The organism is Stutzerimonas marianensis, from assembly GCF_022810315.1.
GTDB lineage: Bacteria > Pseudomonadota > Gammaproteobacteria > Pseudomonadales > Pseudomonadaceae > Stutzerimonas > Stutzerimonas marianensis.
On record NZ_JALGRD010000004.1, the window covers coordinates 84326 to 109853 of the forward strand.

Sequence of the window (25528 nt, forward strand, 5' to 3'; positions counted from 1 at the left end):
ACCGGGCCATCGCGCCCGGTGTCTTTTTTCGGCGGCATGTTGCGGCCACTGTGTTGGTAGGCGGTCCGCTCAGGCTTCGCAAGGCTGTCGTCACCTGCTCATTCGGCTAGAATCCGACGCCTTCTTATCAACCAAGGCGCGCTGATGCGGTCGAGATCAGCACAGCCCCAGCTACGGCTCCGACATATGGTTTCCGCCCAAACTGCCGCTGAGCGCATCGCCGAATTGCGCAGCGAAATCGACGCCCACAACTATCGCTACTACGTACTCGACGAACCCAGCGTTCCGGATGCCGAGTACGACCGCTTGTTCAACGAACTCAAGGCTCTCGAAGCCGAACACCCGGAATTGGTAACGCCCGAGTCGCCGACCCAGCGTGTCGGCGGTGAAGCCCTGGCCGCCTTCGGTCAGGTCCGCCACGAGATTCCGATGTTGAGCCTGGGCAACGCGTTCGAAGAACAGGATCTGCTGGATTTCGACCGTCGGGTCCGCGAAGGCCTGGACCTGCCGGCTGGCGATCTCTTCGGCGATGGTGCGCTGGTGGAGTACAGCTGCGAGCCCAAGCTCGACGGGCTGGCGGTCAGCCTTCTGTACGAGAACGGCCACCTCGTGCGTGGTGCCACGCGAGGAGATGGCACCACGGGCGAGGACATCAGCGCGAATGTGCGCACTGTGCGCAACATTCCATTGAAGCTGCACGGCAGCGGCTGGCCTCGGGTCCTCGAGGTGCGCGGCGAGATCTACATGCCCAAGGCGGGTTTCGAGGCGCTCAATGCCCGCCAGCTCGAAAGCGGCGGGAAGACCTTCGCCAACCCGCGCAACGCGGCCGCCGGCAGTCTGCGCCAGTTGGATTCGAAGATCACGGCGAGTCGCCCGCTCGAGCTTTGCGCCTACGGCGTAGGGCGCAGCGACGGCGACCTGCCGGGGACGCATATCGGCATCCTCGAGGCGCTCAAGGGCTGGGGGCTGCCCATCAGTCGTGAACTGAAACTGGCCAGGGGCGTGGCGGAATGCCGTGCCTATTACCAGGCCATCGGCGAGAAGCGCGACGCTTTGCCGTATGAAATCGACGGCGTGGTGTTCAAGGTCAACTCGACTACCCAGCAGCGCGAGCTCGGCTTCCGTGCCCGTGAGCCGCGCTGGGCCATCGCACACAAGTTCCCGGCGCGCGAGGAGGTGACTGAACTGCTGGATGTGGAGTTCCAGGTTGGGCGCACTGGAGCGATCACCCCGGTGGCGAGGCTCAAGCCGGTCCAGGTTGCCGGCGTCACCGTGTCCAACGCCACACTGCACAACATGGACGAGGTGGCCCGCCTGGGCGTGATGATAGGCGACAGCGTGATCGTGCGACGCGCAGGCGACGTGATTCCGCAGATTCTCGGGGTCATTACCGATCGCCGTCCCGCGAATGCACGCGCCGTCTCGGTGCCCACCGAATGTCCGGTCTGTGGCTCAGCGGTCGAACGTACCCAGTTGATCAAACGCAGCAAGGGACGGGAGTCGGTCAGCGAGGGCTCGATCTATCGCTGCGTTGGGCGTCTGGCCTGTCAGGCACAACTGAAGCAGGCCATTATCCATTTCGTGTCGCGCCGGGCGATGGACATTGACGGGCTGGGCGACAAGATCGTCGAACAGCTGGTCGATACCGGCCTGGTGTCCTCACCCGCCGATCTCTATTCGCTCACCTATGAGCAGGTGCTCGGGCTCGAGGGGTTCGCCGAGGTGTCCAGCCGTAACCTGATCAAGTCCATCGATGCCAGCCGCACGCCAAGTCTTGCCCGATTCGTTTTCGCCCTCGGCATTCCCGACGTTGGCGAGGGGACGGCCAAGCTTCTGGCGCGCTCACTTGGATCGCTTGACCGAATCAGCCGGGCGCTGCCGGACGTGTTGATCTACCTGCCGGACATCGGCCTGGAAGTCGCGCACGAAATTCACAGCTTCTTTGAAGACGAGCACAACCAGCAGGTCATCCGCCAATTGCGCGAGCGCGGCGTTGAGCTGCAGGAGGAGGGCGAGGTGCACGCCGAGTTTGCCGCCTGTGCGACGCTGGCCGGCCTGCTCGATAACCTGAATATTCCTTTTATCGCCACGACCGGGGCCAAGCGTCTGGCCGAACGGTTCGGCACGCTCGATGGCGTGATCGAGGCCGACTGGCTCGACCTGCGCCAGGTCGAACGCCTGAATGAAAAGGCCGCTCGCGCGCTACGCGACTATTTTGATGACCCAGCCAACGCCGACCGAGCGCGCGCCATAGAAGCGCAGCTTCGTGAATTCGGTATGCACTGGCAAAGCGAAAGGAAGTCGGCGCAGGGTTTGCCTTTGGCTGGCCAGACCTGGGTGCTCACCGGCACCCTGGAAAGCATGAGCCGCGACGAGGCCAAGGCAAAGCTGGAGGCGCTCGGCGCGAAAGTGTCCGGCTCGGTATCGGCCAAGACCACCGTCGTCGTCGCCGGCCCGGGCGCGGGCTCAAAGCTGGCGAAAGCCAACGAGCTGGGGCTCGCCGTGGCGGACGAGGATGACTTCCTCAAGCGTCTATCAAGCCTGGGTGCTTGAAGCGCCGAACGGCCGGGCGTCCACGACCCCGGCCCCATTGGCATACACACCGAACCCACCCATATGAGCCAGCTTGCTGGCGCTCGCTCCAATGCTGCTGGCGGCCAGCCACGCTCGCTGCTCATCCTCGCGAACCCCAATCCAGCCACCCGAGGCCCTGCGTATGGCTCCAACGGGTCTGCGCGGCGCCCCTTACACCATTTCCGGCTAAAGTTTTCCACCACCCGTCCGAAACCCTGTGCAGGCGGGCTCGCTTGGTTGCGAATCCGCCGGTGTCGTACAGGTTGTTCCAGGGGCTTGCAAAAAAATTCAAATGCCTCCTAAAGCTCACCGAAACGACGCCGATAAGCTAATCGAATGCGAACTCAATGGGTGCCTGGGCAAACAGCCGGCCCGGAGTCGCAAGCTCAGGCAACCAAAGTAACTAGCGCCCTTGGAGGCACATCATGGCTCTTACAGTCAACACCAACGTCGCTTCGCTGAACACGCAGCGCAACCTGAATTCCTCGTCCAATTCGCTGGCCACTTCCATGCAGCGTCTTTCGACCGGCAGCCGTATCAACAGCGCCAAGGATGACGCCGCAGGTCTGCAGATCTCCAACCGTCTGACCAGCCAGGTCAACGGCCTGAACGTAGCGGTCCGTAACGCCAATGACGGTATCTCCTTGGCGCAGACCGCAGAAGGCGCGCTGCAACAGTCCACCAATATCCTGCAGCGTATGCGCGATCTTGCCCTGCAAGCAGCTAACGGCAGCAACGATTCCAATGATCGGTCTGCGCTGCAGAAAGAAGTGGGCGCTCTCCAGAACGAATTAACTCGAATCTCCGAAACTACGACATTCGGTGGTCGTAAGCTGCTGGACGGCTCGTTCGGTTCAACCTCCTTCCAGGTTGGCGCAAACTCGAACGAAACCATCGACGTTTCGATAGGCAATGCAAGCGCAGCCAAGATCGGTGCTTACACTTCGGATAAGGCCGGCTCGGCTCTTGGTGTGGCTACTGCTGCAGCAGGTGATGCATCCGGTACGTTGACCATCTCCGCCAACGGTAAGGAGTATGACGTTCAAGCGTTCACTGCAACCGATACGGCTGGTGAGATTGCCAAAAAAATCAACCAGGTCGGTTCGCCGGTAAAAGCCTCTGCGCGTACTGATGCGGTCCTGACTAAAGCTGCCAGCGTAGCAACGTTCGATCTGAAAATTGAAGTATCCAAGACCAATACTGGAACCGCAGACTCCACTATTGATCTGAAGGGCCTCACCACTTTTGATCAGGTTGTAAGCGCTGTTAACTCTAGCGGTGCCGGTATCTCTGCCAAAGTAAACGGTGACGGCACTCTCGAAATCAGTTCGGCAGATGGTGCTGCAATCAAGTTTACCGCCTCTGGTTTGCAGGCTGACGGGACAACCGCCATTGCTGGTGCCGACCTTACGGTGCAAGCGCGTTCCGCAGAGGATAGCGACAGCGATAATGCTGGGGATCTTTCCACTGCAGCGAACATCGGTGCTGGTACTGCTGTAGCGAACGGCGCGTTGAAACTTAGCTCCTCGGCTGCATACTCGCTCTCGACTGCCACCGCGGCCGATGTTGCAAAAATCACCGGTGAACCCGCAGGGAAGTTGGCCAAGATCAGCGATGTCGACGTAAGCACTGCCTACGGCGCTCAGAACGCAGTTGATGTAATCGACGCAGCCATCGCGTTCATCGACTCGCAACGTTCCGATCTGGGTGCTGTACAGAATCGCTTCGACAACACCATCGCAAACTTGCAAAGCATCTCTGAAAACGTGTCCGCCGCTCGCGGCCGTATCCAGGACACCGACTTCGCGGCCGAAACTGCGAATCTGAGCAAGAACCAGATCCTCCAGCAGGCTGGTACTGCGATCCTGGCTCAGGCCAAGCAGCTGCCGCAGGCTGTTCTCAGTCTGCTGCAGTAAGCGCGGCATAACGGATGGGGCGGTTTTCCCGCCCCATCGATTCATTGAGAGGTGAATCATGGACGTCGCAAGATCAGTGGGTGTCCCGCTTGCGTCATCCTCGCCTAGCAACGCGATGCCCAGCTTCCGAATGGAGGCTGGGCTTTCGTCGTTGGGGGGCGAAGATGAATCAGGCAAGCCTGGGCAGCGAATAGACGTAAATGAGGCGGTTGAACGAATCCGCACGCAAGTGCAGGGACTTCAACGCGATTTGAACTTCAGCGTGGATGACTCAACCGGTCAGGTAGTCGTTCAGGTTTTGGATGGCGACTCAGGTAAGGTGGTTCGGCAGATTCCATCGGAAGACCTTCTTCGCTTGGCCGAGCGGCTGGATGAAATGCGCAGCTTGCTGTTTGAAGCGAAGGCATAGCGGCACGCTTTTTGATTGTTCGACTTGATACGGTAGAAGCTGCGGTTTTTTTGACGAGGTGCAGGCTATGGCAGGCGTAACGGGTATTGGATCCGGAATTGATATTGACAGTATCGTCGCTGGAATGGTCGCCGCCGAGCGTGCCCCTAAGGAATCCCAGCTCGCTACACTCGAAAAGAAAACCACGACGCAGATTACGGCTGTTGGCGCGCTGAAATCAGCTATCAGCGAATTTCAGGCGGCACTCACGTCGTTGAACAAGCCGGACCTGTTCCAGGCGCGCTCGGCGAGCTCCAGCAAATCTGATTTGGTCGGTGTAACAGCGAGCACGACGGCCGGAGCTGGTAGTTACCAGGTCGAAGTCAAGGCGCTGGCTGCAAGCAGTAAGGTTGCGCTGGCCGCGGTTAGCAATACGGCCGAAGCGCCTGCTCGTTTTGCAACCGGCTCTCTGGCAATTTCGCTGGGCGTTCCGGGTGATCCGCCGTCCAAGGAAACGTTCTCCGTTAACATAGACGACAGTAATAACACCCTGGCCGGGGTGCGTGACGCCATCAATACGGCCGGAAAGGACATGGGTGTGAGCGCAACCATTGTCACCGATGAGCACGGTTCCCGGCTCGTTCTGAGTAGCAGCAAGACTGGAGCGGGGAGGGATATCAGCGTAGCGGCGACAGATACGGGTACGCCACAAGACGGTCAGCTGAGTTTGTCGTCTCTCGCCTTTGACGGTTCTGCGTCTGCTACTGCTGCTGGCCCTCGGGTGATCTCTCCGGCTCAAAGCGCGGAACTCTATGTTGACGGGCTAAAGATTGTCAGTGAAAGCAACGCGGTCGCGGGCGCAATAGAAGGGGTCACGCTCGATGTTAAAGCCAAGACTGCGACAGGCGAGCCCCTGACGATCACGGTGGCTGAAGACAAAGCTGGGGTTAAGAAGCAGACCCAGTCATTCGTTGATGGCTACAACAAGCTGATCGGCGTGGTCAACGCTCAAACCAGAGTTACTTCGGTAGGGGAGGGCAAGGCGCCGGTGGCCGGTGCGTTGGTAGGTGATGCTACGGCACGCGCGCTGCTTAATACGATCCGCAATGAACTGGTCAATGTGCAGGGCGATGGTGCGCTGCGTGCGCTGACCGACCTGGGCATTACGACGCAGAAGGACGGAACCCTCGCAATTGACAGCACGAAGCTGGACAAGGCGATGGCGAGTAATTTTGCCGAGCTGCCCGCACTGTTCACTGGCGAGCAGGGGCTTGCCGCGCGTTTGGACAATAAGCTCAAGCCCTACACCGAAACGGGTGGCATTCTAGAACAGCGCAACAAGGCGATGACCGAAACGATCTCTAAGATCGATGATCAGAAAGAGGCGCTCGCGCGCCGTATTACATCGCTGCAGGAACGGTTATACAAGCAGTTCAACGCAATGGATACGCTTGTAGGGCAGCTCACTAATACGTCTTCGAGTCTGCTTGCTTCCTTGGAAAACCTGCCTTGGGCGGCGAATAACTCCAAGCGCTAGTCAACATAAGCAAGGCCTGCTTCGGTTGTGCTGCGGCTTAGTTCGGCTCTAGTCTGTGCCGTCGCAGGTGGGCAGGCGACGGTCGTTGTTGCTCTATGCGGGTATCCGCTGGCCATCATCTGAACTGCGCTTTGATGCTGCCATCCTCGAATTTTTCAGTGTTTGGCTATCAAGCTTGAGCCACCCCGACCGATAAGCTGTACATGCAATTGATGTGGCGAGGGGCTCATCCAAAATGAACGCAATGGCAGCAATGAGGCAGTACCAGCAGGTCGGTGTAAAGGCGCAGGTCACCGAGGCTGATCCGCATCGCTTGATCCAGATGCTGATGCAAGGCGGGCTGGATCGTATCGCTCAGGCCAAAGGGGCGATGGAGCGTGACGAACTAGCCGAGAAGGGCGTGTTGATCGGCAAGGCCCTGAACATCATCGGTGGCCTTCGCGGTGTACTGGATAAAGAGGCGGGTGGCGAGCTGGCCGATAACCTCGATCGCTTGTACGAGTACATGAGCACCCGACTGTTCGAGGCGAGCCGTCACAATGATGTCAGCAGGCTGGACGAAGTAGCCGGTCTGCTGGCTGAGATCAAATCGGGCTGGGATGGCATTGCAAGCCAGGCAGGGTAACCCGCTTCGTCCTGGTGGACCTGAGGGAGTATGGGCACCGGTCGATTATTCGACGGTGCCCTTTTCATTAGCGGTATTCGCAGAGGTAGGCGGTATCGCTAGCGACTTTCAGCTGGAACTTGCTATTGGCCGGTACGGTGAACTTGGAACCTGCGCCGAAGGTTTCAAATGTTTCACGGCCGGGTAGTTTTACGTCAAGACTGCCGGCTACGACATGCATGATTTCGAGCTGGCTGGTACCGAACTCATAGTCACCAGGTGCCATCACACCAATGGTTGCGGAGCCGGCTGCCATCTCGAATGCGATCGATTTGACAGTACCGTCGAAATACTCGTTTACCTTGAACATTCCAATTGCCTTCAAGCGCGGAAAAAGGGGCGCTCAGTATGCCCAAGCGCTTAGCGCTCGTCATCAGTCGCTACTTATCGATATCTGCGTGCTGGACGCTGCGCGCCTCGCTATTATTGGCGCGTCTTGGCTTGGAGGTGCTTGATTGGATTGTCGTCCTGGTTGTGGAGCCTGTTGCGTCGCGCCTTCGATCAGCTCTTCGATTCCAGGCATGCCTCATGGCAAGCCGGCAGGCGAGCGTTGCGTGCATCTGACTGAGTCGAATCTATGTGCGATATTCGAAAGCCCGCTGCGCCCTCAGGTCTGTGGCGCGTTTAGAGCCGACATTGATCTATGCGGGGGCAGCCGAGAGGATGCCATTCGTATGCTTGGTTGGCTGGAGCGTGAAACGGCCTGAATTCAAAAAAACAGCGCAAGGCGGAGAAATCCAAAACGAAAAAGGCTGCCCTTGGGCAGCCTTTTTTCATTTCCAGCCGACTTGATCAGCGAGGCATGTCGCGCTTCGGATGACCGGTATACAGCTGACGCGGACGTCCGATCTTCTGACCGTTGGCGATCATTTCCTTCCAGTGAGAGATCCAGCCCACGGTACGTGCCAGGGCAAAGATCACGGTGAACATGCTGGTCGGAATGCCGATGGCCTTGAGGATGATGCCCGAGTAGAAGTCGACGTTCGGGTAGAGGTTACGTTCGGCGAAGTAGGGGTCGTTCAGTGCAATCTCTTCCAGCTTCATTGCCAGCTCGAGTTGCGGATCGTCGATACCCAGCTCGCCCAAGACTTCGTCGCAGGTCTGCTTCATGACCTTGGCGCGCGGGTCGAAGTTCTTGTACACCCGGTGACCGAAGCCCATGAGCTTGAACGGGTCGTTCTTGTCCTTGGCCTTTGCCAGGAACTTCTCGATGTTCGACACATCACCGATCTCGTCCAGCATGGTGAGTACGGCTTCGTTCGCGCCACCATGTGCCGGGCCCCAGAGCGCTGCGATGCCGGCGGCGATACAGGCGAATGGATTGGCGCCAGTGGAGCCAGCAAGGCGAACGGTAGAAGTGGAGGCGTTCTGCTCGTGGTCAGCATGCAGGATGAAGATGCGGTCCATGGCCTTTGCCAGCACTGGGCTGATCGGCTTCACTTCACATGGCGTGTTGAACATCATGTGCAGGAAGTTCTCCGCGTAGTTCAGGTCATTACGCGGATACATCATCGGCTGGCCCATGGAGTACTTGTAGACCATGGCCGCGAGGGTCGGCATCTTGGCAACCAGGCGCACCGCCGAAATTTCACGGTGATGCGGGTCGTTGATGTCCAGAGAGTCGTGATAGAAGGCGGAGAGCGCGCCGACGACGCCGCACATGATAGCCATTGGGTGCGCATCGCGCCGGAAGCCGTTGAGGAACGACTTGAGTTGCTCATGCACCATCGTGTGGTTCTTGACGGTGCTGACGAACTTGGCCTTTTCCTCTGCGGTCGGCAGCTCGCCGTTGAGCAGGAGGTAACAGGTTTCCAGGTAATCGGCTTTCTCGGCCAGCTGCTCGATTGGGTAGCCGCGATGCAGCAGCACGCCTTTGTCACCATCGATGTAGGTGATCTTGGATTCGCAAGAGGCGGTCGACATGAAGCCGGGATCAAAGGTAAAGCGACCCGTGGAGGTCAAGCCTCGTACGTCGATTACGTCGGGGCCTACGGTACCGGTTAGAACGGGCAGTTCGATGGCGTCTGCGCCTTCGATGACCAACTGCGCTTTTTTGTCAGCCATGTATGGCCTCCTGTTTTATGCTTGGAATCATCATGGCCCCCCACGCAGGGCCCGCATCACTATAGTGAGATAAGCCACAAAGTCAATTTGCGCGGACCCTCGTCGCAGAGGGGGTTTGAGGGTGAATTCGCAACACAGATTGACTGTTTACGGCATTTATATTGGGGTCGCCATCCGCCTTTAGTGGCACTTCACCACATTGTCATTAGCCACCTAACTGTTTATACTCGGAAACCGACCGGCAGGGGGCTCACAGGCAGTTTTCCTGTAGGTTGTCACTCGTGGGTGGCGGGTACCGCCTGGTGCTCTTCCCAACAACTTTGCCCTGTGTCTCGGGGCTCTCAAGTGTGAAAAAAGCCGTGAAAAGCCAACGACCTGTAAACCTAGATATTAGGACAATAAAACTACCTATCACTGCCTATACCTCGATCCTGCATCGTGTGTCCGGCGTGGTTCTGTTCGTCGGTGTCGCCATTATGCTACTCGCGCTGGATACCTCGCTTTCTTCTGCCGAAGGCTTCGAAGAGGTGAAGGCGGTTCTGGGTAGTCCGCTGGCCAAGTTGGTGGTCTGGGCGCTGCTGTCGGCGCTTCTCTATCACCTGGTAGCTGGGGTGCGTCACCTGATCATGGATGCCGGGCATGGCGAGACGCTGGAAGGCGGCAAGCTGGGCTCGAAAATCGTCCTGGCCGTTTCGGCTGTGCTGATCGTTCTGGCGGGAGTATGGATATGGTAACCAACGTCACGAACTTTTCGCGCTCGGGCCTTTATGACTGGATGGCCCAACGTGTTTCGGCAGTTGTCCTCGCGGCTTATTTTCTCTTCCTGATCGGATACCTGATCGCCAATCCAGGGCTTGAATTCGCGCAATGGCGCGAGCTTTTCTCGTCGAACTGGATGCGCATTTTCAGTCTTCTCGCGCTGGTTGCTCTGAGCGTTCATGCATGGGTTGGTATGTGGACCATTTCCACCGACTACCTGACCAACATGGCAATCGGTAAATGGGCTACCGGTGTGCGTTTCCTGTTCCAGGCAGTGTGTGGCATCGCCATGTTCACTTTCTTCGTCTGGGGCGTGCAGATTCTTTGGGGTATCTGATTCATGGCTAGCATTCGTACTCTTTCCTATGACGCCATCATTATCGGTGGCGGCGGCGCCGGGATGCGCGCTGCGCTGCAGTTAGCCCAGGGCGGCCACAAGACTGCTGTGGTGACCAAGGTATTTCCGACCCGCTCCCATACGGTTTCCGCTCAGGGTGGTATCACCTGTGCCATCGCTTCTGCCGATCCGAACGACGATTGGCGCTGGCACATGTATGACACCGTCAAAGGTTCCGACTACATCGGTGACCAGGACGCGATCGAGTACATGTGTTCGGTAGGCCCCGAGGCCGTGTTCGAACTCGAGCACATGGGGCTCCCCTTCTCCCGTACTGAACAGGGCCGCATCTATCAGCGTCCATTCGGTGGCCAGTCGAAGGACTACGGCAAGGGCGGTCAGGCTGCTCGTACCTGTGCAGCAGCGGACCGTACCGGCCATGCGCTTCTGCATACGCTCTATCAAGCCAACCTGAAGGCGGGCACTTCGTTCCTCAACGAGTGGTACGCCGTGGACCTGGTCAAGAACCAGGATGGTGCCATCGTCGGTGTGATCGCGATCTGCATCGAGAATGGCGAGACCGTCTATATCCGCTCCAAGGCCGTCGTTCTGGCGACCGGGGGCGCGGGACGCATCTATGCCTCGACTACCAACGCACTGATCAATACCGGCGACGGTATCGGTATGGCGCTGCGTGCTGGCGTGCCGGTTCAAGACATCGAGATGTGGCAGTTCCACCCGACCGGCATCGCTGGTGCGGGCGTTCTCGTGACCGAGGGCTGCCGTGGTGAGGGTGGCTACCTGATCAACAAGCACGGCGAACGTTTCATGGAGCGTTACGCGCCGAACGCGAAGGACCTTGCTGGTCGTGACGTGGTCGCTCGCTCTATGGTCAAGGAAATCCTTGCCGGCAATGGCTGTGGTCCGGATGGTGATCACGTCATGCTGAAACTGGACCACCTGGGTGAGGAAGTGCTGCACAGCCGCCTGCCTGGTATTTGTGAGCTGTCCAAGACCTTTGCTCACGTCGACCCGGTCACTGCCCCTGTCCCTGTCGTCCCGACCTGCCATTACATGATGGGTGGCATCGCGACCAATATTCATGGTCAGGCCATGACCCAGGACGCCAGCGGTAATGACAAGGTTATTGAAGGCCTGTTCGCGGTCGGGGAGGTGGCTTGCGTGTCGGTCCACGGCGCCAACCGTCTGGGTGGCAATTCGCTGCTTGACCTGGTGGTATTCGGCCGTGCGGCTGGTCTGCACCTGGAGAAAGCGCTGAAGGACGGTATCGAGCATCGCGGTGCTACGGAAACCGATCTGGATGTTGCCCTGAACCGTCTGTCCAGCCTCAACGAGCGCACTGCCGGTGAAGATGTCGCACCGTTGCGTAAGGAGCTGCAGAGCTGCATGCAGAACTACTTCGGCGTGTTCCGTACGGGTGAATACATGCAGAAGGGTATTGCTCAGCTCTCCGAGCTGCGTCAGCGCATCGCTACCGTCAAGATTGCCGACAAGAGCCAGGCTTTCAACACGGCCCGCATCGAGGCGCTCGAACTGCAGAACCTGCTGGAAGTGGCCGAAGCAACCGCCATTGCCGCTGAGGCCCGTAAGGAGTCTCGTGGCGCGCATGCTCGCGAAGATTTCGAAGAGCGCGATGACGAAAACTGGTTGTGCCATACCCTGTACTATCCGGGCGAGAAGCGCGTAGCCAAGCGTGCCGTCAACTTCTCTCCAAAGACTGTTCCGACTTTCGAGCCTAAGGTTCGGACTTACTGAGGTCGCCGATATGTTGCAAGTGAGTGTTTATCGCTACAACCCGGAGAAGGACGAAAAGCCGTACATGCAGGACTTCCAGGTCAATACCGACGGTAAAGACCTGATGGTTCTCGACGTGCTGGCACTCATCAAGGAACAGGATGAAGGGTTTTCCTACCGTCGTTCCTGCCGCGAAGGGGTCTGTGGTTCCGACGGCATGAATCTGAACGGCAAGAACGGGCTGGCATGCATCACCCCGCTGTCTTCGGTGGTCAAGAACAACAAGCTGGTGGTTCGTCCGCTGCCTGGTTTGCCGGTGATTCGTGACCTGGCCGTCGATATGGGCATCTTCTACAAGCAGTACGAGAAGGTTCGCCCGTATCTGATGAACGATACGCCTGCTCCGGCTATCGAACGTCTGCAGAGCCCGGAAGATCGCGAGAAGCTGGATGGTCTGTACGAGTGCATCCTGTGTGCGTGCTGCTCGACCAGCTGCCCGTCGTTCTGGTGGAACCCCGACAAGTTCCTGGGTCCGGCCGCGTTGCTTCAGGCCTATCGCTTCCTGGCCGATAGCCGCGACACCGAGACCGAGAACCGTCTGGCTGCGCTGGATGATCCGTTCAGCGTGTTCCGCTGCCGCGGCATCATGAATTGCGTCAGCGTTTGCCCCAAGGGTTTGAACCCTACGAAGGCAATCGGTCATGTGCGCAACATGCTGCTGCAAAGCGCGACCTGATGGGTCATGGAGGTCGCCGTTACCCTGGTAACGACGAGCTCATGGTTTTACCGTGACACCTACGGCGCCGGAGTCAAACTCGGCGCCGTAGTTTTAGTAGGAAGTCTGCTCACAAAGCCGATTTCCGCTCTGAAAAATAAACGACCAGCAGGAGCATCCGAGGTGGTTCTCGGAAACTATCTGCGCGGTCCGTAGTGGCTTTACCTGAGTCGCTGCTTCAGAACTTGGGAAGTCATGCTGCGGTCTCCACGCTGGTGGTGTCTCCTTATCGAAGGTGACCAGACATGCAAGAAAGCGTAATGCAGCGCATGTGGGACAGTGCCCACCTATCCGGTGGTAACGCTGCCTATGTGGAAGAGCTTTATGAGCTCTACCTGCACGATCCCAACGCTGTGCCAGAAGAGTGGCGCACCTACTTCCAGAAGCTGCCCGCTAACGGTGGCGCTGCGTCCGATGTATCGCATTCGACAATTCGTGATCATTTTGTGCTGCTGGCTAAAAATCAGCGCCGTGCACAGCCCGTTTCCGCGGGCAGCGTAAGCAGCGAGCACGAGAAGAAGCAGGTGGAAGTCCTGCGGCTGATCCAGGCCTACAGGATGCGCGGTCATCAAGCGGCACAGCTCGATCCGCTTGGTTTGCAACAGCGCGCAGTTCCGGCTGACCTCTCGATCAATCACTATGCGCTGACCGATGCCGATCTGGATACGGTCTTCCGTACCGGTGACCTGGCCATGGGCAAGGATCAGGCGACTCTGCGTGAGATCCATCAAGCCCTGCAAGATACCTACTGCCGCACGATCGGTGCCGAGTTCACCCATATCGTCGATTCCGAGCAGCGCAACTGGTTCATCCAGCGCCTGGAAAGCGTCCGCGGTCGTCCGGCGTTTTCCAACGAGATCAAGGGACACCTGCTTGAGCGTCTAACCGCTGCCGAAGGCTTGGAAAAGTACCTGGGCACCAAATATCCCGGTACCAAGCGTTTCGGTCTGGAGGGCGGCGAGAGTCTGATTCCGTTGCTCGACGAGATCATCCAGCGCTCCGGTTCCTATGGCACCAAAGAAATCGTCATCGGCATGGCCCACCGCGGTCGTCTCAATGTGCTGGTCAACACCTTCGGCAAGAACCCTCGCGACCTTTTCGACGAATTTGAAGGCAAGAAGGTCGAGGGGCTGAGCTCCGGTGACGTGAAATACCATCAGGGCTTTTCTTCGAACGTCATGACGCCGGGTGGTGAGATTCACTTGGCGATGGCGTTCAACCCGTCGCACCTAGAGATCGTTTCCCCGGTCGTTGAGGGTTCGGTGCGCGCGCGCCAGGATCGTCGCTGCGATGCGGTAGGCGACAAAGTGCTGCCAGTCACCATCCATGGTGATGCCGCTGTCGCGGGGCAGGGCGTCGTGATGGAAACCTTCCAGATGTCCCAGACCCGAGCCTATCGGACTGGCGGCACCATTCGTATCGTCATCAACAACCAGGTCGGCTTCACCACCAACAAGCAGGAAGATGCGCGTTCGACCGAATACGCAACCGACGTCGCCAAGATGATCCAGGCGCCCATCTTCCACGTGAACGCCGACGACCCTGAGGCGGTACTGTTCGTCACTCAGCTGGCCGTCGACTATCGCATGCAGTTCAAGCGTGACATCGTCATCGACCTGATCTGCTATCGCCGTCGCGGCCACAACGAAGCAGATGAGCCCAGCGGTACTCAGCCGTTGATGTACCAGAAGATTGCCAAGCAGCGGACCACCCGTGAGCTGTATGCCGATTCGTTGACCCAATCCAACGTTCTCGACAGCGACAGCGTCCAGGCGAAGGTCGATGAGTATCGCGCCGCGCTGGACAATGGTCTGCACGTGGTCAAGAGCCTGGTCAAGGAGCCTAACAAGGAGCTCTTCGTCGACTGGCGTCCTTACCTGGGGCATGCCTGGACTGCACGTCATGACACGCGGTTCGATCTGAAGACCTTGCAAGAATTGTCCAACAAGCTGCTGGCCATTCCGGAAGGCTTCGTCGTTCAGCGCCAGGTATCCAAGATCCTCGAAGACCGCCAGAAAATGGGTGCGGGCGCACTTGCGATCAACTGGGGTTATGCCGAGACCCTGGCCTACGCCACGCTGCTGTTCGAAGGTCATCCGGTCCGCATCAGCGGCCAGGACGTCGGTCGCGGCACCTTCTCGCACCGCCATGCGGCGCTGCACAACCAGAAGGACGGCAATACCTACATTCCGCTGCAGCACCTGTATGACGGCCAGCCTCGCTTCGACCTTTACGACTCCTTCCTCTCGGAAGAGGCCGTGCTGGCCTTCGAATACGGTTACGCCACAACCATGCCGAACGCACTGGTGATCTGGGAAGCGCAGTTCGGTGACTTCGCCAACGGCGCCCAGGTGGTGATCGACCAGTTCATCACCAGCGGTGAGCATAAGTGGGGTCGTCTTTGCGGTCTGACCATGCTGCTGCCGCACGGCTACGAGGGGCAGGGGCCCGAGCACTCGTCCGCGCGCCTGGAGCGTTACCTGCAGCTGTGCGCCGAGCACAATATCCAGGTTTGCGTGCCGACTACACCGGCGCAGGTCTACCACATGCTGCGCCGCCAGGCCATTCGCCCGCTGCGCAAGCCGCTGGTTGCCCTTACGCCGAAGTCGCTGTTGCGTCACAAGCTTGCCACTTCGACGCTGGAAGATCTCACCCAGGGCTCGTTCCTGACCGTGATTCCAGAGATCGATCCGGTTGAACCAAACAAGGTCGAACGGCTGATCATGTGCAGCGGCAAGGTGTATTACGACCTGCTCGAGAAGCGTCGCAACGAAGGGCGCGAGGACATCGCAATTGTCCGTCTGGAACAGCTGTACCCGTTCCCGGAAGACGACCTGGCCGAGGTGCTTGCGCCCTACCAGAACCTCAAGAGCATCGTCTGGTGTCAGGAAGAGCCGATGAACCAGGGCGCCTGGTACTGCAGTCAGCACCATATGCGTCGGGTTGCTGTCGCGCACAAGAAGGAACTCTTCCTGCAGTACGCAGGTCGTGAAGCTTCCGCCGCGCCTGCCGTGGGGTATGCGTCGATGCATGCCGAACAGCAGGAAAAACTGCTTCAGGACGCGTTCACCGTTTAATCCATATTTGCAAGAGGCCGCGGATTACGCGGCCTCGATGTAAAACCCGAATCAATAGGACCCCAGCTAATGGCTATCGAGATCAAAGCCCCCCAATTTCCGGAATCGGTTGCTGACGGCACCGTCGCGACCTGGCACAAGCAGCCGGGCGATGCGGTCAAGCGCGACGAGCTGATCGTTGACATCGAGACCGACAAGGTCGTCATGGAAGTATTGGCCGAGGCCGACGGCGTTCTGACCGAGATCGTCAAGAATGAAGGTGATACCGTGCTCAGCGGCGAGCTGCTAGGCAAGCTGGAGGCCGGCGCCGCCGCTTCCTCTTCCGCCGCTCCGGCAGCTGCGCCGGCTGAATCCTCGGCACCGGCCGCCGCCCCGGCTTCCACCCCAGCGCCCGCAGCTGGCGAAGACGCCATTCTGGCGCCCGCCGCGCGTAAGCTGGCCGAAGAAAACGGCATCGACCCGAACAGCGTCAAGGGGACCGGCAAGGATGGCCGCGTGACCAAGGAAGACGTGGTTGCGGCCATCGAAGCGAAGAAATCCGCTCCCGCCGCGGCCAAGCCTGCCGCGAGTGCTGCCACGGCACCGGTCGTTGCCGCGGGTGACCGTGTCGAGAAGCGCGTCCCGATGACCCGCCTGCGCGCGAAGGTAGCCGAGCGTCTGGTTGAAGCCCAGTCCTCGATGGCCATGTTGACCACGTTCAACGAAGTCAACATGAAGCCGATCATGGACCTGCGTGCCAAGTACAAGGACATGTTCGAGAAGAAGCACAACGGCGTGCGTCTGGGCTTCATGTCCTTCTTCGTCAAGGCTGCCACCGAAGCGCTCAAGCGCCAGCCTGGCGTGAACGCGTCGATCGACGGTAACGACATCGTCTATCACGGGTACCAGGACGTCGGCGTCGCGGTTTCCAGCGACCGTGGCCTGGTGGTTCCGGTGCTGCGTAACGCCGAGCACATGAGCCTTGCCGAGATCGAAAGTGGTATCAATGAGTTCGGCAAGAAGGCCAAGGCCGGCAAGCTGACCATCGAGGAGATGACCGGCGGCACCTTCACCATTTCCAATGGTGGCGTGTTCGGCTCGCTGCTCTCTACTCCGATCGTCAACCCGCCGCAAACCGCTATCCTGGGCATGCACAAGATCCAGGAGCGCCCTATGGCCGTTAATGGTCAGGTCGTGATCCTGCCGATGATGTACCTCGCGCTGTCCTACGATCATCGTCTGATCGACGGCAAGGAAGCGGTAACCTTCCTCGTCACCATGAAGGACCTGCTGGAAGATCCGGCCCGTCTGCTGCTGGATATCTGACAAGCGACACGGGCTGCATTCGACGGACCAGGCGAAAGCTTGGCTTGCCGCTTGCGGCCCTTTGACATTCGCTGCACGCACATTCAAGAGGATTCGCAATGAGCCAGAAATTCGACGTCGTCGTCATTGGTGCCGGCCCCGGCGGCTATGTAGCAGCCATTCGGGCGGCGCAACTAGGCCTGAAGACTGCCTGTATCGAGAAATATCAGGGCAAGGAAGGCAAGACTGCGCTGGGCGGTACCTGTCTGAACGTTGGCTGCATTCCTTCCAAAGCGCTGCTTGACAGCTCCTACAAGTTCCATGAGGCGCACGAGAGCTTCAAAGTCCACGGTATCAGCACCGGTGAGGTGGCGATGGACGTCTCGACGATGGTGGCCCGCAAGGACCAGATCGTTAAGAACCTGACCGGCGGTGTCGCAGCGCTGATGAAGGCCAATGGTGTAACCGTGTTCGAAGGCCATGGCAAGCTGCTCAGTGGCAAGCAGGTCGAAGTGACCGGCCTCGACGGTAACGCGCAGGTGCTGGGTGCCGAGAACGTTATCCTCGCGTCCGGTTCCAAGCCAGTTGACATCCCGCCGGCCCCGGTTGATCAGAAGATCATCGTCGACTCTACCGGCGCCCTGGATTTCCAGAGCGTGCCGAAGAAGCTCGGTGTGATCGGCGCAGGCGTCATCGGTCTGGAACTGGGTTCGGTGTGGGCGCGTCTGGGCGCTGAAGTCACCGTTCTGGAGGCGATGGACAAGTTCCTGCCTGCGGCTGACGAGCAGATTTCCAAGGAAGCGTTCAAGGTCCTGAGCAAGCAGGGGCTCAAGATCCTGCTGGGTGCTCGCGTCACCGGATCCGAAGTCAAGGGTGACCAGGTCACTGTCAACTTCACCAATGCCGAAGGCGAGCAACAGGAAATTTTCGACAAGCTGATCGTCGCGGTTGGACGCCGTCCGGTCACCACCGACCTGCTGGCTGCCGACGCCGGTGTTGACATGGATGAGCGTGGCTTCATCTTCGTCGATGACTATTGCGCTACCAGCGTGCCGGGCGTTTACGCCATCGGCGACGTGGTGCGTGGCGCGATGCTGGCGCACAAGGCTTCCGAAGAGGGTGTGATGGTCGCCGAGCGCATCGCTGGCCACAAGTCGCAAATGAACTACGACCTGATTCCGTCGGTCATCTATACCCACCCGGAAATCGCATGGGTTGGCAAGACCGAGCAGGCACTGAAGGCAGAGGGCGTGGAAGTCAACGTCGGCACCTTCCCCTTCGCGGCGAGCGGTCGCGCCATGGCTGCTAACGACACCGCCGGTCTGGTCAAGGTCATCGCCGATGCCAAAACCGACCGTGTACTGGGTGTGCATGTGATGGGGCCGTCCGCAGCTGAACTGGTTCAGCAGGGGGCCATCGGCATGGAATTCGGGACGAGCGCCGAGGACCTCGGCATGATGGTGTTCTCGCACCCGACCATGTCTGAAGCGCTGCATGAAGCAGCGCTGGCGGTGAATGGTCACGCCATTCACATCGCCAATCGCAAGAAGCGCTAAACGCGCCAGCGAAACGCGGCGGCCCGCGCCTGGCTTGAAGCGAGCCAGGTGCGGGCCGCCGTATACCTTCCAGTAAGGTATGACAGGTCCTTGAAAGGTATCTTCGATAGTTTTCAGCGACTTGAGGTGGGTGTCGCGGTGCGCGACGCCTGATGCAGATCTAAACCGAACGGTAGCTAAGATGAATCTTCACGAATATCAGGGTAAGCAACTGTTTGCCGAATACGGATTGCCGGTATCCAAGGGCTACGCAGTCGACAGCCCAAAGGAAGCGGCCGAGGCGTGCGATCTGATTGGCGGTACCGAGTGGGTGGTAAAGGCTCAGGTCCACGCTGGTGGTCGCGGCAAGGCCGGTGGTGTCAAGTTGGTGCGCAGCAAAGACGAAGCTCGTGCGTTTGCCGAGCAGTGGCTGGACAAGCGCCTGGTGACTTACCAGACCGACGCGAACGGCCAGCCGGTCAGCCGTATCCTCGTCGAAGCCTGCACTGATATCGACAAAGAGTTGTACCTCGGAGCGGTGGTCGACCGAGCCACGCGTCGCGTGGTCTTCATGGCCTCCACCGAAGGTGGCGTGGATATCGAGAAAGTCGCACACGAAACCCCCGAGAAGATCCTCAAGGCCACTATCGACCCGCTGGTCGGCGCGCAGCCGTTCCAGGGCCGCGAGCTGGCATTCAAGCTGGGTCTGAAGGGTGACCAGGTCAAGCAGTTCGTCCACATCTTCGTGGGTCTGGGCAAGCTCTTCGTCGACTACGACCTGGCCCTGCTGGAAGTCAACCCTCTGGTCATCAAGAAAGACGGCAACCTGCATTGCCTGGACGCCAAGCTGAACATCGACAGCAACGCCATCTATCGCCAGCCCAAGCTGCGCGGCATGCAGGATCCGTCGCAAGACGACCCGCGCGAGGCGCATGCTGCTAAGTGGGAGCTCAACTATGTCGCCCTCGACGGCAACATCGGTTGCATGGTCAACGGCGCAGGCCTGGCGATGGGCACCATGGACATCGTCAACCTTCATGGCGGTAAGCCTGCCAACTTCCTCGACGTCGGCGGTGGCGCGACCGAAGAGCGTGTAACCGAGGCCTTCAAGATCATCCTGTCCGATGACAACGTCGCGGCAGTGCTCGTCAACATCTTCGGCGGTATTGTGCGCTGCGACATGATTGCCGAAGGCATCATCGGTGCCGTGAAGGAAGTGGGTGTCAAGGTTCCGGTTGTCGTACGCCTTGAAGGCAACAATGCAGAGCTCGGCGCCAAGATGCTGGGAGAAAGTGGTCTGAACATCATCGGCGCGACCAGCTTGACCGATGCGGCCATTCAAGTCGTCAAAGCCGCGGAGGGCAAGTAATGAGCGTCCTGATCAATAAAGACACCAAGGTCATCTGCCAGGGCTTCACCGGCTCGCAGGGCACCTTCCACTCCGAGCAGGCGATCGAATACGGTACCAAGATGGTCGGTGGCGTCACCCCCGGCAAGGGCGGTACGACGCACCTGGGCCTGCCGGTGTTCAACACCGTGAAGGAAGCGGTCGAGGCCACCGGCGCCGATGCATCGGTTATCTACGTCCCCGCACCGTTCTGTAAGGACTCCATCCTCGAGGCCGTATTCGGCGGCATCAAGCTGATCGTCTGCATCACCGAAGGTATCCCCACCCTCGACATGCTTGAAGTGAAGATCAAGTGCGACGAGATGGGCGTTCGCCTGATCGGGCCGAACTGCCCAGGCGTTATCACGCCCGGTGAGTGCAAGATCGGCATCCAGCCTGGTCATATTCACATGCCGGGCAAGGTCGGAATCGTCTCCCGTTCGGGTACCTTGACCTACGAAGCGGTCAAGCAGACCACTGACGCCGGCTTTGGTCAGTCGACCTGCGTGGGTATCGGTGGCGACCCGATTCCGGGTTCGACCTTCATCGACATCCTCAAGATGTTCCAAGAAGACCCGCAGACCGAAGCGATCGTGATGATCGGCGAAATCGGCGGTTCTGCTGAGGAAGAGGCAGCGGCCTACATCAAGGCGAACGTCACCAAGCCGGTGGTTTCCTACATTGCAGGTGTGACCGCTCCGGCGGGCAAGCGCATGGGCCATGCGGGTGCGATCATCTCCGGTGGCAAGGGCACGGCGGACGAGAAGTTCGCCGCGCTGCAGGACGCAGGCGTCAAGACCGTCCGCTCTCTGGCTGACATCGGCAAGGCACTGGCTGAAGTGACCGGCTGGGAAGTCAAGCAGGCCTGATTCCGGCGTGTTCATAGAATGCCAGTCAGGCTTGCCTGACTGGCATTTTTCATTTCTGCATGCACAGCTTTCTGCCGGTCCCGCGCTCGCATGCGCCACGCGTTTCCTTTATGGTGCGTCCTTTTTTTCGATTGCGGTCGCCGCCTCGCGTCCCGTCGAACTGTCTGGCGTCCGTTCACGCCGAAACTCACGCATCTGGTACTGAGACAATGACTCGATTGAAAGGCCTGGACTTGTTGGCCCTGGGGTTCATGACGTTCGCGCTGTTTCTTGGCGCTGGCAATATCATCTTTCCGCCGAGCGCGGGCTTGGCGGCTGGCCAGCATATCTGGGCCGCAGCGATCGGCTTTCTTCTGACGGGGGTGGGCTTGCCGTTGCTCACGGTCGTCGCTCTGGCTCGCGTCGGTGGTGGCATGGATCGTCTGACCGCGCCGCTGGGACGAGGCGCCGGTATCCTGCTCGCCGTCGCGGTTTATCTCGCCATCGGGCCGCTTTTTGCCACGCCAAGGACCGCCGTCGTCTCGTTCGAAATGGGTGTGGCGCCCTTCACCGGCGATGCTGCCGGTCCGTTGTTCGGTTATACGCTGGCGTTTTTCGCCGCCACGTTGTTTCTCGTGCTCAATCCCGGCAAGTTGGTCAGTCGGGTCGGCAAGTTCATCACGCCGGTGCTGCTTGCAGCATTGCTCGTGCTAGGTGGCGCGGCGCTCTTCGCTCCGGCGGGCGAGATTGGCGTAACTGCCGAGAGCTATCGTGCGAGCCCTCTGCTGAAGGGCTTCCTCGAAGGCTACCTGACCATGGATACCCTGGGTGCCTTGGTGTTCGGTATCGTGATCGCTACCGCCATCCGTGATCGTGGTGTGTCTGATGCTGGGCTGATCACGCGGTATTCGATGATCGCCGGGGCGATCGCCGCGCTCGGATTGTCATTGGTCTACCTGGCCTTGTTCTACTTGGGTGCAACCAGCCAAGGCATCGCAGGCGAGGCGCAGAATGGGGTGCAGATCCTTACGACGTACGTTCAGCACACGTTCGGTACCACTGGCAGCCTGCTGCTGGCGGTCGTCATCACATTGGCCTGTCTGACCACAGCTGTGGGCCTGACCACCGCCTGTGGTGAATTCTTCAGCCAGTTGTTGCCAGTCAGCTACCGCGTGGTGGTGGTCGTGTTCACGGCGTTCAGCCTGTTGGTCGCCAATCAGGGCCTGACACAACTGATCAGCGTGTCCGTACCTGTGCTGGTGGGGCTGTATCCGCTGGCGATCATGTTGGTAGCGCTGAGCTTGCTGGATCGCTTCTGGCTGTCTTCAAGCCGCGTGTTCATGCCGGTGATGCTGGTCACGTTGGTGTTCGGCGTTGTGGACGGCTTGTCAGCGGCCGGTTTCACGGCTTGGGTGCCGGGCCTGTTCACCGAACTCCCGCTCGCGGCACAGAGCATGGGCTGGCTGGTTCCGGTGCTCGTTACGCTGCTGCTGGCCGTAGTCGGGGATCGGCTGGCCGGCACGCCCCGGACCGCTGCCTAGCAAGGTCGAGCAGGTCGGGGCAGGGGTTTACGCGTTCCGCTCGCTATAATCAGGCTCACGCGTCCAGGGGGTTGCCATGTCCATTCCGAGTTATCTGCTGCCGCATATCGGCGCGGTCGTCTGGTTCATCCTGTGCTGGGTCGGCTACACCCGCTATGCGTCCTGGCGGGCTAGGGATACGGCCTGCCTGGCCAGTGTGATGCATCTGTATCGAGAGGACTGGATGCGGCGCATGTTGCTGCGTGATAACCGCATTGCCGATGCGAATGTCATCGGTAACCTCGAGCGCAATGCTGCGTTTTTCGCCTCCAGCACGCTGATCATCCTGGCGGGGGTTCTGACCGCATTGGGCGCGTCCGACCGAGCGGTATCGCTTCTGGCCGATCTGCCGTTCGCCCAGCCGGTCAGCCGGGGGCTTTCCGAGATCAAGCTGCTGGCGCTGGCCATGGTCTTCGTCTATGCCTTCTTCACCTTCAGCTGGTGCATGCGCCAATACAATTTCGCCGCGGTCCTCGTTGCGTCGGCGCCGATGGCGGGCGAGCGCAACGTGAACGATCAGGAGCGAAAATCCTTTGCCGACCGCGCGGCACGAGTCATTTCCATGGCTGCCAATCAGTTCAACTTCGGGTTGCGTGCGTACTACTTCGGCATGGCGACCCTTGCCTGGTTCGTCAATCCCTGGTTTTTCATGTTGGTCACGGCGGGTGTGGTAGTGGTGCTTTATCGTCGCGAGTTCCATTCCGACGTGCTCGAGGTGATGGTATTCACGCCAACTCTGCCCAGCGATGCGGTCAAGGAATAGGTCCGGGCCCTCGGTGGCGTTAAGCTAGCCGCCTTTAGGATATCGGGACCCCTCATGAGCGATAGCTTGATACTGGAGCGCACACAGCGCTTTCTGTCGTTGTTGCGCCATTGCCAGGTGCTGGGCATGCGCGTCCAGCACGCCGATGCCAAGGGGTTGACGCTTTGCCTGCCCTACAGCGAAAAGATCATCAGCGATCCGGAGAGCGGCTTCGTTCACGGCGGTGCAATCACCACGTTGATGGACACGACTTGTGGCATCTCCACTGTCTGCGCCTTGGCGGACCTGGAAATCTGCCCGACGCTGGATCTACGCATCGACTATATGCATCCGGCCGAACCCGGCCATGACCTCTTCGGTTTCGCAGAGTGCTACCGCGTTACACCGACGGTGATCTTCACCCGAGGTGTTGCGTACCAGCGCGACATCGAACAACCCATCGCGCATGTCGTGGGCACCTTCATGCGAATGGGCAGAGGGGTTATCGATCCCAACGCGGCCGCGAAAGGTCCATCGCCATGAGTTCGGTTAGCCTGGAAACATTGGTGCGAGAAGCCCATGCGAGCAACGATTATGACGCGCTGTTGCGGGTCGTCCCCTATGCACGGCTGATCGGCATCGAGTGTCTCCGCCTGGGAGACGAGATGGTTTTTCGCCTGCCGAGCAACCCGGCCAACATCGGCAACCCGACGCTGCCTGCCATTCATGGTGGGGTGATCGCAGGCTTCATGGAACATGCCGCCATGCTCCACCTACTGATGTTCATGGGGGCTCCACATTTGCCCAAAATCATCGACTTCTCGATAGATTATCTCCGGGCCGGTCACTATCGTGACACCTTTGCCGCCTGCCAGGTCTGGCGCCAAGGCAGACGTGTCGCCAACGTCGCCGTCACCGCCTGGCAAACGAATCAGGCCGAGCCCATCGCGACCGCCCGTTGCCACTTCAAGGTGGACGAGCCCTGATACGTCTGGCGACCGCATTCAGATGTCTCAAGGAAATTGAATGGACGCGTTGTTGATTCTCGGCGGGTTGCTGCTCATCTTCGCAGGCGCCGTCTGGCTCGTTGTGCTGGCGTTTGGAACCAGTTTGCTGTGGGGCGTTGGCGTCATGCTACCGCCGATCACCCTGGCATATGTCGTGCGGCATTGGCATACGGCACGCAAGGCCGCCGGTCTGTCCGCCCTGGGGTTCATTCCGCTCGTGGTCGGTCTTTCCCTGCTCGCCAACCATGACCCCGACCGCGTGGCGGCAATCTTCAGCCTGGAATGGTTGAACGCCGGCGCTCAGGTCGAGCAGCCACTGCTGGCTGAGTTGAAGGGCGAACTGGACGGTCGCCCGTTCAATCCCCGGGTTGGCAGGCTGATCAATGGGGTGCTCACATTGCGCGAAGGGGACGATCTCTTTGCGCGCCAGGAAGTAAATATCAGCCTGGGCAGCGTTGCGTCTGGTGCCTTGCGTGTGGATGTGCTTCCGCAGGACCCGGCGCCTATACCCGAAGTCGAGATCAGCTGGCTGGGCCTCGATCAGGAGCTGCCCGAGGCGCGGCGGATCCGCAAGGGCTATACGCTGCACCTGGATCTACTACCCGTACCACCGAACAAGCTCGCGGGGGACTTTCACCTCGTGTTGCCCGCGCATTACCAGACTACCCTCAGCGGGCGTGTCGAACTCTATACCGATGAGCTGCGCTACCGGGGCGATCAGCTCGATCTCAGCCATGACTCGGCGGACACGCTGCGCTACGTCATCCGCGACTACCTGCAGCGGCGCTTCAAGACGCGCGCGGTCGAGGTTGAGTCCGTCTCCACGGTAAGCTTCCCGGCTCAGGAGGCTGCCGTGGCGGTCAAGGCGAAGGTCGACGGGGCGCCTGCACAGTTCGACCTGGACCTGCGCAAGCAGGACGCAGGCTGGGCGGTCGAGCTTGATGACTACGCCGCGCTACCACCGCCGGCTCCACCCGTCGCGACAACCGCTCCCGAAAAGACCAAGCCCTCGCAACCCCAGGGGGGCGTCTCTCGAGTGGATCGAAGACAGCGTTTCTCCCTGGCCCGTCTGTTGCGCGAGCCTGAGAAGTACGAACGATTGCTGATGCGTGCCCAGACCAAGCGAGGCAATGTCGCCCAGGGGCGCTTCATCGGCATCGATCGGGAGGGCAACCTGAGCATCGAACACTTCCTCAAGGGCGCTGGCCAAGCGACCTATAACCTCGTGCCCTCGGACATCGTGCGCCTGGAGCTGCTTGAGCCCTGAGCTACAGGCCTTGAAATTTCACGTCTCGTCCC

At 59.6% G+C, this 25528-nt stretch carries 22 protein-coding genes; 20 read left to right on the forward strand and 2 right to left on the reverse strand.

The features are described 5' to 3' along the window. Window positions 1–186: 186 nt before the first annotated feature. The 5 genes from ligA (at window position 187) to fliS (ending at window position 7040) form a co-directional block, all read left to right on the forward strand. Window positions 187–2553 carry an NAD-dependent DNA ligase LigA gene (gene ligA / locus MST27_RS08155; RefSeq protein ID WP_243605471.1) on the forward strand — a complete coding sequence of 789 codons (2367 nt, stop codon included), beginning with the start codon at window positions 187–189 and terminating at the stop codon, window positions 2551–2553. A 446-nt stretch (window positions 2554–2999) separates the two neighbouring features. Beyond that, a complete protein-coding gene (locus tag MST27_RS08160) occupies window positions 3000–4490 on the forward strand; it encodes a flagellin (protein WP_243605472.1) in 1491 nt (496 codons plus the stop codon). Window positions 4491–4605: 115 nt separating this feature from the next. Then, window positions 4606–4899: a flagellar protein FlaG gene (locus tag MST27_RS08165; RefSeq protein ID WP_243605746.1), complete on the forward strand. Its 294-nt coding sequence runs from the start codon at window positions 4606–4608 to the stop codon at window positions 4897–4899. 67 nt (window positions 4900–4966) lie between these two features. After that, entirely contained in the window at window positions 4967–6415 is a 1449-nt protein-coding gene (fliD, locus tag MST27_RS08170; RefSeq protein WP_243605473.1) for a flagellar filament capping protein FliD, read from the forward strand. A gap of 235 nt (window positions 6416–6650) precedes the next feature. After that, window positions 6651–7040 carry a flagellar export chaperone FliS gene (gene fliS / locus MST27_RS08175; RefSeq protein WP_243605474.1) on the forward strand — a complete coding sequence of 130 codons (390 nt, stop codon included), beginning with the start codon at window positions 6651–6653 and terminating at the stop codon, window positions 7038–7040. A 67-nt stretch (window positions 7041–7107) separates the two neighbouring features. Here fliS and ppnP read toward each other — a convergent pair whose 3' ends face one another. Further along, window positions 7108–7389 carry a pyrimidine/purine nucleoside phosphorylase gene (gene ppnP / locus MST27_RS08180; RefSeq protein ID WP_243605475.1) on the reverse strand — a complete coding sequence of 94 codons (282 nt, stop codon included), beginning with the start codon at window positions 7387–7389 and terminating at the stop codon, window positions 7108–7110. Between the two features lie 145 nt (window positions 7390–7534). Here ppnP and MST27_RS08185 point away from each other — a divergent pair, with 145 nt between their 5' ends. Beyond that, window positions 7535–7786: a YkgJ family cysteine cluster protein gene (locus MST27_RS08185; RefSeq protein WP_243605476.1), complete on the forward strand. Its 252-nt coding sequence runs from the start codon at window positions 7535–7537 to the stop codon at window positions 7784–7786. Window positions 7787–7871: 85 nt separating this feature from the next. On the opposite strand, the gene gltA is transcribed toward MST27_RS08185, so the two are convergent. Then, window positions 7872–9143, reverse strand: coding sequence for a citrate synthase (gene gltA / locus MST27_RS08190; protein ID WP_243605477.1), 1272 nt, complete (start codon window positions 9141–9143; stop codon window positions 7872–7874). A gap of 347 nt (window positions 9144–9490) precedes the next feature. On the opposite strand from gltA, the gene sdhC reads away from it, so the two are divergent. The 14 genes from sdhC (at window position 9491) to MST27_RS08260 (ending at window position 25496) form a co-directional block, all read left to right on the forward strand. Beyond that, window positions 9491–9877, forward strand: coding sequence for a succinate dehydrogenase, cytochrome b556 subunit (sdhC, locus tag MST27_RS08195; RefSeq protein WP_243605478.1), 387 nt, complete (start codon window positions 9491–9493; stop codon window positions 9875–9877). Then, a complete protein-coding gene (gene sdhD / locus MST27_RS08200; protein ID WP_243605479.1) occupies window positions 9871–10239 on the forward strand; it encodes a succinate dehydrogenase, hydrophobic membrane anchor protein in 369 nt (122 codons plus the stop codon). Before sdhC ends, sdhD begins: the two co-directional genes overlap by 7 nt. A gap of 3 nt (window positions 10240–10242) precedes the next feature. Continuing rightward, on the forward strand, window positions 10243–12015 hold the full coding sequence (gene sdhA, locus MST27_RS08205) for a succinate dehydrogenase flavoprotein subunit (protein ID WP_243605480.1): 1773 nt from the start codon (window positions 10243–10245) through the stop codon (window positions 12013–12015). A gap of 10 nt (window positions 12016–12025) precedes the next feature. Next, the gene (locus MST27_RS08210) at window positions 12026–12730 is read left to right on the forward strand and encodes a succinate dehydrogenase iron-sulfur subunit (protein ID WP_243605481.1); all 705 of its coding nucleotides are present in this window, start codon (window positions 12026–12028) and stop codon (window positions 12728–12730) included. Between the two features lie 284 nt (window positions 12731–13014). Then, entirely contained in the window at window positions 13015–15846 is a 2832-nt protein-coding gene (locus MST27_RS08215; RefSeq protein WP_243605482.1) for a 2-oxoglutarate dehydrogenase E1 component, read from the forward strand. A 69-nt stretch (window positions 15847–15915) separates the two neighbouring features. Beyond that, entirely contained in the window at window positions 15916–17151 is a 1236-nt protein-coding gene (gene odhB / locus MST27_RS08220; RefSeq protein WP_243605483.1) for a 2-oxoglutarate dehydrogenase complex dihydrolipoyllysine-residue succinyltransferase, read from the forward strand. A 98-nt stretch (window positions 17152–17249) separates the two neighbouring features. Beyond that, window positions 17250–18686: a dihydrolipoyl dehydrogenase gene (lpdA, locus tag MST27_RS08225; RefSeq protein ID WP_243605484.1), complete on the forward strand. Its 1437-nt coding sequence runs from the start codon at window positions 17250–17252 to the stop codon at window positions 18684–18686. Between the two features lie 181 nt (window positions 18687–18867). Further along, the gene (gene sucC, locus MST27_RS08230) at window positions 18868–20034 is read left to right on the forward strand and encodes an ADP-forming succinate--CoA ligase subunit beta (protein ID WP_243605485.1); all 1167 of its coding nucleotides are present in this window, start codon (window positions 18868–18870) and stop codon (window positions 20032–20034) included. Beyond that, window positions 20034–20921, forward strand: a complete 888-nt coding sequence (sucD, locus tag MST27_RS08235; RefSeq protein WP_243605486.1) for a succinate--CoA ligase subunit alpha — start codon at window positions 20034–20036, stop codon at window positions 20919–20921. The genes sucC and sucD overlap by 1 nt, the downstream gene beginning before the upstream one ends. 209 nt (window positions 20922–21130) lie before the next feature. Next, the gene (brnQ, locus tag MST27_RS08240; RefSeq protein WP_243605487.1) at window positions 21131–22441 is read left to right on the forward strand and encodes a branched-chain amino acid transport system II carrier protein; all 1311 of its coding nucleotides are present in this window, start codon (window positions 21131–21133) and stop codon (window positions 22439–22441) included. Between the two features lie 76 nt (window positions 22442–22517). Then, entirely contained in the window at window positions 22518–23243 is a 726-nt protein-coding gene (locus tag MST27_RS08245) for a DUF599 domain-containing protein (protein ID WP_243605488.1), read from the forward strand. Window positions 23244–23297: 54 nt separating this feature from the next. Next, window positions 23298–23765 carry a PaaI family thioesterase gene (locus MST27_RS08250; protein WP_243605489.1) on the forward strand — a complete coding sequence of 156 codons (468 nt, stop codon included), beginning with the start codon at window positions 23298–23300 and terminating at the stop codon, window positions 23763–23765. Then, the gene (locus tag MST27_RS08255; RefSeq protein WP_243605490.1) at window positions 23762–24208 is read left to right on the forward strand and encodes a PaaI family thioesterase; all 447 of its coding nucleotides are present in this window, start codon (window positions 23762–23764) and stop codon (window positions 24206–24208) included. The genes MST27_RS08250 and MST27_RS08255 overlap by 4 nt, the downstream gene beginning before the upstream one ends. Window positions 24209–24248: 40 nt before the next feature. Then, the gene (locus MST27_RS08260) at window positions 24249–25496 is read left to right on the forward strand and encodes an MFS transporter (protein WP_243605491.1); all 1248 of its coding nucleotides are present in this window, start codon (window positions 24249–24251) and stop codon (window positions 25494–25496) included. Window positions 25497–25528 lie beyond the last annotated feature (32 nt).